The 12809-nt window shown below is 68.0% G+C and carries 13 protein-coding genes and 2 tRNA genes; 9 read left to right on the top strand and 6 right to left on the bottom strand.

Annotated features, from left to right (window positions below; all coding sequences use genetic code 11):
• Positions 1–76 (bottom strand) — tRNA-Arg (locus ABTX24_RS00150).
• Positions 77–279: 203 nt separating this feature from the next.
• Here ABTX24_RS00150 and ABTX24_RS00145 point away from each other — a divergent pair.
• Both ABTX24_RS00145 and ABTX24_RS00140 read left to right on the top strand, forming a co-directional pair.
• Positions 280–2355 (top strand): LCP family protein, encoded by a 2076-nt coding sequence (locus tag ABTX24_RS00145; protein ID WP_350836554.1) that lies wholly within the window; start codon positions 280–282, stop codon positions 2353–2355.
• Positions 2355–2558, top strand: coding sequence for a hypothetical protein (locus ABTX24_RS00140; protein ID WP_350713315.1), 204 nt, complete (start codon positions 2355–2357; stop codon positions 2556–2558). The genes ABTX24_RS00145 and ABTX24_RS00140 overlap by 1 nt, the downstream gene beginning before the upstream one ends.
• A 23-nt stretch (positions 2559–2581) precedes the next feature.
• Here the strand turns inward: ABTX24_RS00140 and ABTX24_RS00135 are convergent, their stop codons facing one another.
• The 4 genes from ABTX24_RS00135 to ABTX24_RS00120 all read right to left on the bottom strand — a co-directional run bounded on the left by ABTX24_RS00135 (position 2582) and on the right by ABTX24_RS00120 (position 4654).
• A complete protein-coding gene (locus ABTX24_RS00135; protein WP_350836552.1) occupies positions 2582–2932 on the bottom strand; it encodes an MscL family protein in 351 nt (116 codons plus the stop codon).
• A 67-nt stretch (positions 2933–2999) separates the two neighbouring features.
• Entirely contained in the window at positions 3000–3659 is a 660-nt protein-coding gene (locus ABTX24_RS00130) for an SAF domain-containing protein (protein WP_350836551.1), read from the bottom strand.
• A gap of 102 nt (positions 3660–3761) precedes the next feature.
• Positions 3762–4031: an FmdB family zinc ribbon protein gene (locus ABTX24_RS00125; protein WP_160025529.1), complete on the bottom strand. Its 270-nt coding sequence runs from the start codon at positions 4029–4031 to the stop codon at positions 3762–3764.
• A 59-nt stretch (positions 4032–4090) separates the two neighbouring features.
• Positions 4091–4654 carry a 5-formyltetrahydrofolate cyclo-ligase gene (locus ABTX24_RS00120; protein ID WP_350836549.1) on the bottom strand — a complete coding sequence of 188 codons (564 nt, stop codon included), beginning with the start codon at positions 4652–4654 and terminating at the stop codon, positions 4091–4093.
• Positions 4655–4731: 77 nt separating this feature from the next.
• Between ABTX24_RS00120 and ABTX24_RS00115 the strand changes: the two genes are divergently transcribed.
• The 7 genes from ABTX24_RS00115 to ABTX24_RS00085 all read left to right on the top strand — a co-directional run bounded on the left by ABTX24_RS00115 (position 4732) and on the right by ABTX24_RS00085 (position 9973).
• Positions 4732–6108, top strand: coding sequence for a UTP--glucose-1-phosphate uridylyltransferase (locus tag ABTX24_RS00115; RefSeq protein ID WP_350836547.1), 1377 nt, complete (start codon positions 4732–4734; stop codon positions 6106–6108).
• Positions 6109–6182: 74 nt separating this feature from the next.
• The gene (gene glp, locus ABTX24_RS00110) at positions 6183–7391 is read left to right on the top strand and encodes a molybdotransferase-like divisome protein Glp (protein WP_350836545.1); all 1209 of its coding nucleotides are present in this window, start codon (positions 6183–6185) and stop codon (positions 7389–7391) included.
• Entirely contained in the window at positions 7391–7861 is a 471-nt protein-coding gene (moaC, locus tag ABTX24_RS00105) for a cyclic pyranopterin monophosphate synthase MoaC (protein ID WP_350836543.1), read from the top strand. The genes glp and moaC overlap by 1 nt, the downstream gene beginning before the upstream one ends.
• Positions 7858–8337 carry a MogA/MoaB family molybdenum cofactor biosynthesis protein gene (locus tag ABTX24_RS00100; RefSeq protein WP_160025522.1) on the top strand — a complete coding sequence of 160 codons (480 nt, stop codon included), beginning with the start codon at positions 7858–7860 and terminating at the stop codon, positions 8335–8337. The genes moaC and ABTX24_RS00100 overlap by 4 nt, the downstream gene beginning before the upstream one ends.
• Positions 8334–8933 carry a GNAT family N-acetyltransferase gene (locus ABTX24_RS00095; protein ID WP_350836541.1) on the top strand — a complete coding sequence of 200 codons (600 nt, stop codon included), beginning with the start codon at positions 8334–8336 and terminating at the stop codon, positions 8931–8933. The genes ABTX24_RS00100 and ABTX24_RS00095 overlap by 4 nt, the downstream gene beginning before the upstream one ends.
• Positions 8934–9033: 100 nt before the next feature.
• Positions 9034–9843, top strand: a complete 810-nt coding sequence (gene sepX / locus ABTX24_RS00090; protein WP_350836539.1) for a divisome protein SepX/GlpR — start codon at positions 9034–9036, stop codon at positions 9841–9843.
• Between the two features lie 54 nt (positions 9844–9897).
• Positions 9898–9973 (top strand) — tRNA-Ala (locus tag ABTX24_RS00085).
• Between the two features lie 149 nt (positions 9974–10122).
• On the opposite strand, the gene ABTX24_RS00080 is transcribed toward ABTX24_RS00085, so the two are convergent.
• Positions 10123–12486, bottom strand: a complete 2364-nt coding sequence (locus tag ABTX24_RS00080; protein WP_350836538.1) for an arylsulfatase — start codon at positions 12484–12486, stop codon at positions 10123–10125.
• Positions 12487–12809 lie beyond the last annotated feature (323 nt).

The following is a 12809-nucleotide window of genomic DNA, read 5'->3' as shown; positions in this document are numbered from 1 at the left end:
TGGTGCCCCAGGCAAGAGTCGAACTTGCGACCTTTCGCTTAGGAGGCGGCTGCTCTATCCACTGAGCTACTGGGGCATTCGCGAATATCTTGCCATGGTGGCAGGTGATACTACGGTTTGGGGTTCGATGCGATCAGGGGCCAAACTTGGGGCCCTCGCGTAGGTTGAGTCACCGTCGACTCAACCCGAATCCCCCCAAAGACAAGCGACGAGTGACGGTGATCTATGCCTGACGCCTCCATGCCTCCCCGACGTGGGGGTGCGGATTCAGGCTCCGGCGTGTCCGGATTCGAGTGGATGTACGGCGCCGACGAGCCTGAGAGCAACGAGTCCGGGGGGACTCATGCCGGCCGCGGTGCCCGGGTCGCGGACGTACCGATCGACCAGCCGTCGGTGGAGCCCGGCGGTGGCCGGCGAGCCGCGCGGCCGCAGTCTGACTTCGTGTCGCCGCCGCCTCCCGGGCCGGGATCATCGGGCGGTGGCCGTCGGGCTGCGCGTCCCACCCGCCAGGAGCCGGTTCAGGCTGAGCCTCCCGTCGTCGAGCCGCCGCGCGTGGAACCGGTGCGGCGGGAGCCGACCCGGGCTGAGCGCTATCAGGCATTGGGCCGAGAGACCTCGCGACCGTCACCGGCGCCTGCCCCTCCGGCCCCTCAGGAGTGGAACGCCCCGGACGCGACGGCCGTAGCTCCACCGCTGCGCGAGACCTCGCGTCCTGCGCGCCGGATACCTCCGCCGCCCGCCCCCGCTCCCTCCGCTGAGGAGACCGCGGTCGCGCCGGCGCCGGAGTGGTATCGCCAGGATCCACACCCGGCCCCTCCCTCGCCCCAGGTCCCCGACCAGCAGCTCGCCCCGCCGGCCGCGCGCGAGTTCGACTGGAACGATCCCGCCGCGACCACTGTCGCGCCCCGCCCCGATCCGGCCGACCGGCCCCGAGGGCGTACCTCTTCGCGTGATGAGCTGCATGAGGCCCGCCACGAGGCCTATCCCGCCCCGGGCCGCCGAGGCGCGGCGTATGCGGCAAATTACGACGACGAGCCCTATGACGACTATCCGCCTCAGGATGGCTACCAGGAGCCGTACGCTCCCTACCCCGACGACGAGCGCGAGGACCGCGACAAGCCGCGGGTCAGTGTGTGGCAGGTGCTCAGCTCGACCTTGCTCGTGCTGGCGCTGATCGTCGGGCTGTTCGTGGTCTACACCTACCGCGACCTACGGTCGAACATCAGCACCGTCAGCCTCGGCGAGAAGGCCGCTGACGTCGGCCCGAAGGAGCCGATCAACATCCTCGTGATGGGGTCGGACAGCCGCGACTGCAAGGGATGTGGTCTGGACGGCGAGAGCGGTGGCGGATCGGACACCACCATCCTGTTGCACCTCTCCGCGAACCGTAAGTTCGCCTACGGCGTCTCGATCCCGCGCGACACGATGGTCAACCGACCCTCGTGCAAGACGGAGGACGGGAAGACCGCCCCGGCTGACTACGTGCAGTGGAACGCTGCATACGCCGCCGGAGGCCCGACGTGCACCGTTGAACAGGTGGAGTCGGTGGCTTCTGAGATGTGCGGTGAGAAGTGCGACATCACCATCAACCATGTCGTCGTCGTGGACTTCGGAAGCTTCAAGGGGATGGTCGATGCCATCGACGGCGTCGACGTGTGCCTGCCCGAGGCCGTGGAGGACAGCTACACAGGCGCGAAGTTCAAGGCCGGCCCCCAGACGCTGAACGGCAAGGAAGCGCTTCAATACGTTCGCATGCGTCACGTCTTCGGTGACGGAAGCGACCTGTTGCGAGCAAAGCGCCAGCAGGCGTTCATCGGCTCGATGGCAGCGAAGCTGCTCTCCGGTGACACCTTGTCCAGCCCCACGAAGGTGCTCGGCTTCCTGAATGCGGCCACCAAGGGTCTGACGATGGACGAGGGCCTCAAGGACAACCTCGACACGATGGCCAAGATCGGCGCCGGCTTCCAGAGCATCGGCATGGAGAACATCAAGTTCCTCACCATCCCGGTGGCGACGGACCCGCAGAACGAAAACCGAGTTGTCCTCGATGACGAGAAGGCCAAGAACGTCTGGCGGGCCATCGCGAACGACAAGCCGTTGACGAAGAAGATCGCGGCGGGCTCGCTTGATGCCGGGCAGGCCGCGGGCGCCAAGGACAAGAAGAAGTCCGGAGACTCCGGTGAAGGCACCGGAACCGACGGCGAGACCGCTGGTTCGGAGCCCTCCGACGATGCACCCTCGGGCGACTCTTCGGGAGACGCGTCGGGCAACGCCAGCAGTGGAGCGACCGAGGAGGAGCTCGCCGAGATCGCCGAACAGGCGAAGGCTGAGCGCGAGCGTGCGGGGCTCTGCTGATGGCTGAGGACACCTCACCCGAGACGGAACGGCCCGACGAACCGGAGGAGCCGGAGTGGAAGCGCAAGCAGAGGCTGGCGCGGATCTTCGGTGACGTACTCCCCGAGACGACCAGCGACGAGCGGGAGTCGTCCGCGGAGTCCGAGGAGTCGGCGTCGGACCGGTGGCTGAAATCGCAGGTGCCGCCTCACCACGGTGGGTGAGACGGCACCTGGAAGCGGATGCGTCAGCGAACGGCGATGCTGTCGCGGATCTGCTTGAGGATGTCGATCTCGGTCTCGCCCGGGTCGGGGTCCGGGAAGTAGCGCTCCTTGGCGGCGGTGTAGGGCTTCACGATCATGAAGTAGACGACCGCGGCCATGATGACGAAGGCGACAACCGCGGTGAACCAGTCGCCGAGGTGGACGCCGCCGGGCGTCCAACCGGAGAAGTCAGGTGTGCCGCCGAGCTTGCCGATCAGGTCCATGATCACTGTGACGGTGGCTGTCACCACCGAGGCGAACGCGGCACCCATGATGAAGGCGACCGCGAGTTTGATCAGGTCGCCCTGGAGCAGGAACTTCTTGAAACCGTCCATGTCTTGCTTTCTCCTGTTGCTCATTGTGTGAGGTGAAGGAGACCCCGGATATGGCGTGCGTTGGCCGTCAGTACGCAAAGGTGAGGTATCCACCCACCCCTGCCGATGTGACGTCCTCGACGCTGTTCTCGGCGACTCCGACGATGACCAGACGCCCCGCCGAAGTGTTCGTGACGCCAAACCCCTCGGTCTTTCCCTGTGCCATGGAATCATCGCGGCTCGTCTCCGCGGCTTGAGGGAGGCTGAGGATCAGCGTGTCGGTGGTGACCCGGGCGGTCTCGGCGGTGGCGGGGTCGGTGGCGTAGAGGTCGACGGTGTCGCCGACGTGGAGCAGGCCGGCCATCTCGGCGTCGGGGAGCCGGACCGGGACGGCCACCAGGTCGGGGTGTCCCTCGGTCAGCTCCGGCCCCACCAGACGTACGTCGGTGACGGGCTCGCCGCGTCGCAGGGGCGCGGCCAGGCGCTCGCCGAGCGGCGCCTCGGCGAGGTCGGCGGGCACGTTGGCGGGGTCGGTCGAGACGTCGGTGAGGTCGGCGGCGGTGAGGACCGTGCCGACCGGCAGATCTCGGGAGGCGACCGCCATCATCGAGGTGTCGGGTGGGTCAGGCCTGGTGGCCGACAGGCCGATCGCGACCGCGGAGGCGGTCAGCAGGAACGCCAGCAGGCGTCGGTGGGCGAGGATCCCGCGGCGTACGCGGCGGGACAGGGACGTGATTCGAGTGAACATGCGGGCACGCTAAGTCGCACTCGCGATTCCCGCATCTCGCTATCCACAGCCCAGGTCAGGTTGTGGATGACCCTTTGGATAACCCGCCGCGGCGGGCGGGTCTCAGTCCGACGAGCTGGAGGCGGCCGGCGCCGGGGAGGAGGTGCTCGAGGACGACGTCGTCGAGGACGTGGAGGACGTCGACGAGGAGGACCCGGACCGGGAGTCGGTGCGGTAGAAGCCGGAGCCCTTGAAGACGACGCCGGCAGCGCTGAAGACCTTGCGCAGCTTGCCGCCGCACTCGGGGCACTCGGTCAGCGAGGCGTCGCTGAAGCTCTGGAACTGGTCGAAGGCGTGGCCGCACTCGGTGCAGGCGTACTGATAGGTGGGCACGTTTCTCCTAGAACAGAATCTGGCACTCGACGGGCGCGACTGCCAATATTAGCGAACGCCTAGGAGAAGCGCTGCATTCCCTCCGCGCTCGCGGCCGCTCCGACCGCCCGGTCGTGCGCCTCGACCGGCACCGCGACGCCGATCTCCCACGGATAGAGAAGTACGCAGGTAAAGGTTCCGGCCGGCACCCGGGACAGAACGCGGTCATAGGATCCGCCGCCACGCCCCATCCGATGCCCGCGGGAGTCGACGGCAAGGCCGGGGACGAGCACGACGTCGGCACTGGCGATCGCGGAGACGCCCAACCGCTCCCCGCCGGGCTCCAGCAGCCCCCGAGGCGCCCGGACCAGCTCGCCGTCGTAGGCGGCCCAGTCCAGGTCGTTGTCCGGCAGAAGACAGGGCAGCAGGATGCGTTTCCCGGCCGCGTCCAGCTCGTCGATAAGAGGTCCGGTGCCCGGTTCGGTGCCGATCGAGACGTAGAGCGCAACCGTTCCGGCGCTGCGTACGTCTGGAATATCAGTGACCACCTGCGACAGGGCACGCGCGAGCGAGCCCAACCGAGGGAGCCCGATGCGCCCCCGGGTAGTCAACAACTGGTCGCGTAAGGCAGTCTTGCGCCCCACGAAGTCAGCGGGGGCTGGACTATCAGAACCCGGAGGGGTGTGTGAACCCGACACAACGACAGCCTAGGCTTTCCTCTATGGGTAGCCCAGGTTTGGCCAAGGCAATGGCGAAGATGCGCGATGCCGGCGTAGATGACGTCGCGGTGCAGACATTCGCACATTACTACCGCCAGCTCGAGCACGGTGAGACCGGGATGATCCCGGAGGAGACCATCGAGCCGGTCGACATCCCGTCGATCAGCGACGCCGTGGTCACGGACGAGGAGGCGCACGCCGCCATCTCGACCACCGCGGTGATCAAGCTCAACGGTGGCCTCGGCACCTCGATGGGCATGGACCGCGCGAAGTCGCTGCTGTGCGTGCGCAAGGGCCTGAGCTTCCTGGACGTGATCGCCCGCCAGATCCTGCACATGCGCGAGAAGTACGACGTACGCCTCCCGCTGCTGCTGATGAACTCCTTCCGCACCTCCGAGGACAGCCTGGCCGCGCTCGAGCGCTACCAGGACCTGCCGGTCGAGGGTCTGCCGCTGGAGTTCCTGCAGAACCGCGAGCCCCGCCTGCTCGTCGACGACCTGACCCCGGTCGAGTGGCCCAAGGACCCCGAGCTCGAGTGGTGCCCACCGGGCCACGGCGACATCTACACCGCCCTGCTCGACACCGGGCTCCTCGACCTGCTCATCGAGCAGGGCTACGAGCGGGTCTTCGTCTCCAACTCAGACAACCTCGGCGCCGTCCCCGACGAGAAGGTCGCCGGCTGGTTCGCCAAGTCCGGTGCCCCCTTCGCCATCGAGGCCGTACGCCGCACCCCGAGCGACCGCAAGGGCGGCCACTTCGCGCGCCGCAAGTCCGATGGCCGCCTGATCCTCCGTGAGACCGCGCAGACGCTCGACGAGGACAAGCTGGCGCTGCAGGACCTCAACCGCCACAAGTACTGCTCGACCAACAACATCTGGTTCGACCTCAAGGCGCTCAAGAAGGTCCTCTCCGAGCGCGACGGCATCCTCGGCCTGCCGCTGATCCGCAACGAGAAGACCGTCGACCCGGCCGACCCGAAGACCCCCAAGGTCGTCCAGATCGAGACCGCCATGGGCGCCGCGATCGAGGTCTTCGAGGGCTCGCAGCTGATCGAGGTCGGCCGCGACCGGTTCGTCCCGGTCAAGACGACCAACGACCTCCTCGTCCTCCGCTCCGACGTCTACGACATCGGCGACAACTTCGTGCTCGACCAGGTCGCCGACGTGGTTCCGTTCATCGACCTGGACGGCGACTACTACAAGTACGTCGCGAACTTCGACGAGCGCTTCCCCGAGGGTGCTCCGTCGCTGCGCAAGGCGTCCTCGCTCACCGTCAACGGCGACTGGACCTTCGGCAAGGGCGTCCAGGTCATCGGCGCGGTCTCGCTCGACGGCGCCAACGCCGAACGCGTCGCGCCCGCCACCGTCCTCTCCGACTGACACTGCTGGTCGACACGGTTTCGCCTTGCGGCTCCAGCAGCTCGACCATCGGGAGTGACGACTAGGCTCGTCGTGTGACCCCCGCCGAGTACCGCAACCGAATCCTGGCTGACCTCGAGCCGATGCCGGCCTACCCGCAGCCCCTGATGGACTGTCTCGGGCTGGCGGTGGCGGAGGACATCCATGCCGAGGTCGCCCTGCCGGGCTTCGACAACTCCTCGATGGATGGGTACGCGGTCCGCTACGCCGATGTCGCGACGGCCTCCGCCGAGGCGCCGGTGCGATTGCCGGTGCTCGGTGAGATCGGTGCCGGGCAGGCCTCGCTGCTGGCGCTCCCGCCGGGGGCGGCGGCGAAGATCATGACGGGCGCTCCGCTGCCGACGGGTGCCGACACGGTCGTGCCGTACGAGTGGACCGACCGCGGCGTCGCCGAGGTCGAGATCCGGCAGAGCCCCGAAGAGGCGCAGCACGTCCGCTACGCGGGGGAGGACGTCGCCAAGGGCGACCTGCTCATCCCCGCGGGTACGGTCCTCGGCCCGCGCCACCTGGGCCTGATCGCCTCCGTCGGCCGCGCGCAGGTCGCGGTGCGTCCGCGGCCCCGGGTCGTGGTGCTCTCGACCGGCACCGAGCTGCGCGAGCCCGGTGAGAGCCTGGGCCACGACTCGATCTACGACGGCAACTCCTTTCTGCTGGCCGCCGCTGCGCGCAAGGCAGGCGCGATCGCGTACCGCGTCGGGATCGTGCCCGACGAGCCGCGGGCGTTCATGACCGCGCTCTCCGACCAGCTCGTCCGCGCCGACCTGGTGGTCACCTCCGGCGGCGTCTCGATGGGCGACTACGACGTGGTCAAGGAGGCGCTGACGCCGGAGGGCGTCTGGTTCGGCCCCGTGAGCATGCAGCCGGGCAAGCCCCAGGGGTTCGGCCGGATCGGTGAGGAGCGGGTGCCGGTCCTGTGCCTCCCCGGCAACCCGGTCTCCTCCTTCGTCTCCTTCGAGCTCTTCGTGCTCCCGGCGCTGCGCCGGCTGATGGGCATGACCCCCGAGGCCCGGCCCGTACGCCGCGCCGCCCTGACCCACGGGGTGCGCTCCCCGAAGGGCAAGGAGCAGTACCTCCGTGGTTGGTACGACGGCTCCCGCGCCGGCGTCTCGCCCATCGGCGGCCCGGGGTCCCACCTGATCGGGGACCTCGCCGGCGCCAACTGCCTGATCGTCATCCCGCCGGAGACGACCTCGCTGGACAAGGACGCCGAGGTGGACGTGATCGAGCTGGATGTGGAGTTCTGATGGCTGACAGGTTGACCCACGTCGACGAGACCGGCGCGGCTCGGATGGTCGACGTCTCCGAGAAGGCGGTCACCGCTCGTACGGCGACCGCGTCCGGGCGCGTGCTGGTCGCACCGGCGGTCATCGAGCTGCTCCGCGGCGAGGGCGTACCCAAGGGCGACGCGCTCGCCGTCGCCCGCATCGCGGGGATCATGGGTGCCAAGAAGACCCCCGACCTGATCCCGCTGTGCCACCCGCTGGCGGTCTCGGGCGTCAAGGTCGAGCTGAGCGTCGCCGACGACGCCGTCGAGATCACCGCGACCGTGAAGACCACCGACCGCACCGGGGTCGAGATGGAGGCGCTGACCGCGGTCGCCGTCGCCGGCCTCACCGTGGTCGACATGATCAAGGCCGTCGACAAGCGGGCGGTCATCACCGATATCCGCGTCGAGACGAAGACCGGTGGAAAGTCGGGTACGTTCCTGCGATGAGCCTCAAAGCGACGGTCGTCGTCGCCTCCAACCGCGCCTCGGCGGGTGTCTACGAGGACACCACCGGCCCCCTCCTGGTCACCTTTCTGGAAGAGCTCGGTTTCGTCGTTGGCCCTCCCGAGGTCGTACGTGACGGAGACCCGGTCGGCGAGGCGATCGCCCGCGCGGCCGAGGAGGGGGCGCGGGTCGTCCTGACCACCGGCGGCACGGGGCTGACCCCCACCGACCGCACCCCCGAGGTCACCCGCCCGCTGCTCGATCGTGAGATCCCCGGCATCGCCGAGGGCATCCGGGCGGCCGGAGTGGCCAAGGGGATCCCGACGGCGCTACTGTCCCGCGGTCTGGCCGGTCAGATCGGAGCGTGCGTGGTGGTGAACCTTCCCGGGTCCCGGGGTGGCGTGAAGGATGCGATCGAGGTCCTTCGTCCGGTGCTGCCCCACGCCGTGGAGCAGAGTGTGGGAAGCGACCATCAGTGACCGATCCCGGCTGGCCCGCCGTCCTCTCTCACGGCGCGGTGACCCTACGCCCGCTCGACCGCACCGACGCCAAGGCATGGACCGAGGCGCGCCGCCGCTCGGCGGCCTGGCTGCACCAGTGGGACGCCACCGTTCCCCCGGGATCGAGCGCGCGGCCCACGACGTTCGCGAGCCTCGTACGTCGTCTTCGGCGTCAGGCCAAGCGCGGAGTGACCTACCCGTTCGCGATCGATGTCGACGGTGTTTTCGCTGGTCAGGTCACGGTCAACAACATCGTGCGTGGCTCTGCGCAGTTCGCCTCGATCGGCTACTGGATCGACCAGCGCTTCGCCGGACGCGGCGTGATGCCGCTGGCGGTGGCGCTGGTCATCGACCACTGTTTCACCGCCGCGCGGCTGCACCGGATCGAGATCTGCATCCGCCCGGAGAACTCGAACTCGCTCCGCGTCGTGGAGAAACTGGGCATCAACGAGATCGGATATGCGCCCCGATTTCTGCATATCGACGGTGCCTGGAGAGATCACCGTATCTTCGCGATAACGGTTGAAGAATGTCACCAAGGAATGCTGGCCAGGCTCGGTTTGTCACCTGAATGAGGCATTGACTCGGCGTGTCCTGCTGAAATCACACAAGTCACACGCGACACACCACTGCACGTCCGCCTACGGGCTGGTAATGGCTCCTACGCTTCTTAACGTGGACCCGAGCGCACTCATCTTCGTCGCCCTCGCCGTGGCGTGGGCGGTGTACTTGGTGCCCAAAGCGCTCGAACAGACAGCGACGGCCGAGGACGGGACCAAGAGCCGGGCCAGCGCCGCCATCTCCAAGTCCCGCCGGATCCTCGCACGGCGAGAAGCCACCGGCAAGGACTCGACCGACCTGGTGACCGAGAAGTCGCCGAAGAAGCCTGAGGCGGAGGTCGAGGAGCCTGCTCCTCGGCCCGTACCGATGGCCGTACGACGCCGAGCGGCACGCGCCGCGGCCAAGCGCCGTTCGATCGTCCTGGGCGTGCTCGTCTTCGGCTTGGCCGTGGTGGGCGCGCTCGCTGGTTTCGGGGTCTTCGGCCCGGTGTGGATCGCCATCCCGGCCGGCCTGGTCGTCGCCTGGCTGGTCACCTGCCGGCTCAGCGTGCGCCACCAGCGTGAGGTCTGGGCACGGATCCCGTTCCCCGAGGACATCCCCGAGCCCGAGCCGGTCGCCCCGCCCCGTGTCACCTTCGACGTCGACCAGGACACCGGCGACCTGGTGGCCGTCGTCGAGCACGACGACACCGGCGAGCACCTCCCCGCGGGTTCCTGGAAGCCGGTGGAGACACCGCTGCCGACGTACGTCTCCAAGGAGGCCGCGCCGCGCCGCACCGTCCGCACCATCGACCTCGACGCCACCGGCGTATGGAGCTCGGGCCGCAACGCCGCCGACTCCGAGCTCGTCCGCCAGGCCGAGGAGGCCGAGCGCGCCGCGGCCGAGGCCGCCGAGGAGGCTCGTGGTCGCGCCACGGGCTCCTGAGGCCATACTGATTGGGTAACACCCGCGACGAGGTGCTAACGTTTCTCATCGCTTGGGGCTGTGGCGCAGTTGGTAGCGCGTCTCGTTCGCAATGAGAAGGCCAGGGGTTCGAATCCCCTCAGCTCCACCAATAAGAACCCCGCCTGACCTGCGGAAACGCACGGGTCAGGCGGGGTTCTTTGTGCTTAGTGCTGCCGTTCCGGTGAAGATTCCCCCCCGTCCACGTCAACGGCGTGCTTCTCGATCGCCGATCGGTTCCGGACCCGCACGGCGTGGCCATTATTGGCGGGTAGTGATGATCCGCATCCGTTCCTCGACCGTGATGTGGTGATCGTTGTCGTGCGCGTCGTCGCCCAGGTCGATCTGGACGCGGTGGACGCGGCCGGTGAAGTGGCTGCCGCGGCTGGTGTAGTCGTTGCTGACCGGGGTGCCGGTGTCGGAGCCGACGTCCATGGTCTCGTCCCCGGAGAAGGCGAGGGGCACGGTGGCGTCGATGCGGCCGGTGGCGACCTGGGTTCCGTCGACGTAGAGGTCGGCGGTGATTCCTTTGCCGAGACCGCCGCCGTCGTAGGCGACCTCCAAGCGCACCTGGTGCTCACCGGCCGGCACTGGCTGGTCGGCGCGGACATGGGTCCGATTGAGGCCGAACAGGTTGTAGCAGTAGGTGGGCCGACCCTCGTGCAGGTAGATACTCCAGCCGCCGAACGCACCGCCCTGGGCGATGAGGACTCCGGTTGCACCGTCGGCGGGCACCGAGATGTCGGCGGTGACTGCGTGCGACTTGTTCTTCACGTTGAGCACGACGTTCTCGGTCAGCCGGCCCATGCCCTCGAACAGCACCTGGCTGTGGCCACGAATCAGCGTCGGGCGTCCAGCGAGGTCGGAGTTGAAGCGTTCGATGCGTCGGTCGTCGAGGGGGAAGACCTTGTACTTCGAGGCTTCGAGGAGGAACTTCTGCTGCAGGTGCGTGAGCTGCTCGGGGTTCTCTGCGGCGAGGTCGTGGGCCTGGGTCCAGTCGTCGGGTCCGTAGAGCTCCCAGACGTCGTCCTCGATGGGCGGGAGCGGTTTGCCCTGGTCCCAGGGGATCGAGTGCCGGGTGACCGCGCTCCAGCCCTGGTGGTAGATGCCGCGGTTGACGAACATCTCGAAGTATTGCGTCCGGCGACGGTCGGCCGCGTCCGCGTGGTCGAAGGTGTAGCCCATGCTGACGCCTTCGTACGGCCTCTGCTGGACGCCGTGCACGAACGTCGGCTCCGGCAGGCCGGCCGCCTCGAGGATGGTGGGGGCGACGTCGATGACGTGGTGGAACTGGTGGCGGGTCTCGCCAGCCGCGTCGATGCCGTGCGGCCAGCGGACGATGGTGCCGGTGCGGGTGCCCCCGTAGTGGGAGGCGACCTGCTTGGTCCACTGGTAGGGCGTGTTCATCGCGTGCGCCCACCCGACCGCGTAGTGGTTGTAGGCGGCCGGGGTGCCGAAGTCCTCGATGCGGGAGACCATGTACTCCGCGGTCTGCAGCGCGCCCGCGCCGTTGAGGTTGATCAGCTCGTTGAAGCAACCCTCGACGTCGCCCTCGGCCGAGGCACCGTTGTCACCGACGATGACGTACACCAGCGTGTCGTCCAGCACCTCCAGGTCGGCCAAGGCGTCGATCAGCCGGCCGACGTGGTGGTCGGTGTGCTCCAGGAACCCGGCGTACACCTCCATCTGCCGAGCCAGCACCGGCTTCAGGTCCTCGGGCATCTCATCCCAGGCGGGAATCTGCTCGTGCCTTTCGGTCAGCATCGCCGAGTCCCCGACCACACCCAGATCCTTCTGGCGGGCGAACGTCTCCTCGCGCAGCGCGTCCCAGCCCTGGTCGAAGTGTCCTCGGTACTTCTCCGACCACTCGACCGGGACGTGGTGAGGCGCATGAGTCGCGCCGGGCGCGAAGTAGGCGAAGAACGGCTTGTCGGGCATCAGCGCCTTCTGCTGACGAACCCACGAGATCGCATGGTCGGTCAGGTCCTCGGTGAGGTGATAGCCCTCCTCAGGTGTCCGGTCGGGGTCGACCGGGGTGAAGTTCTCGTAGAGGGCGGGGGCGTACTGGTTCGTCTCGCCGCCGAGGAACCCGTAGAAGTGCTCGAACCCCCCGCCGCCGGACGGCCACGCGTCGAACGGTCCCATCGGGCTGGTCTGCCAGACCGGGACCTCGTGACACTTGCCGAACTGTGCCGTGGAGTAGCCGTTGAGCTTCAGCGTCTCCGCCAGTGGCGCGCAGTCGTTGGGCCGCACCGAGCTGTACCCGGGCGCCGACGTCGCGATCTCGGTGATGCCGCCCATCCCGACCGTGTGGTGGTTGCGACCCGCCAGCAACGCCGCACGGGTCGGTGAGCACAAGGCGGTCGTGTGAAACCGGGTGTAGCGCAGCCCCTCGCCCGCGAGCCGCTCGAACGTGGGTGTGTGCACCGGCCCGCCGAACGCGCTCGATGCACCGAAACCGCAGTCATCGATGAGCACGATCAGCACGTTCGGAGCGTCCTTCGGTGGGCGCAGAGGCTCGATCGGTGGGAACTCGGTATCCGGGTCTTTTGCGTCGTACGTCGCCGGAGCGTTCTCGGCCCGGTCAGGGATCGGGAGAACCTGCCGCTGGATCGGATTGCTCAATGCCTTCTCCTCAGAACCTCCGCAACAGCCGGGGTCAGTCGTCGCGCCACACCGAGCCTCACTGTCCAAGCCCCGAGAGCCCTCACCTGAAATCGGTGATCGCGCCGTGCCGCCGATCGTCCACTCAGCACGCGATCATCGGCAGATCGCTCGGGAGTCGATGGGTGAACCTGCCTACAGGTCCAACGCGCATCTCGCGGCTGCTCCGGTGTTCGATGCGTTCCCCCCGGATTCCCCCCGAGGGCGGAATGTGGTGCAACAGATGCAACGTCTGATGCCGTTGGTCAGCGCATGTTGCTGGGTCGACAAGCCTTCGCAATGAG

The sequence above is a fragment of the Nocardioides sp. NPDC127514 genome, assembly GCF_040302125.1.
Taxonomy (GTDB): domain Bacteria; phylum Actinomycetota; class Actinomycetes; order Propionibacteriales; family Nocardioidaceae; genus Nocardioides.
This window is presented reverse-complemented; position numbering and strand designations above follow the sequence as displayed.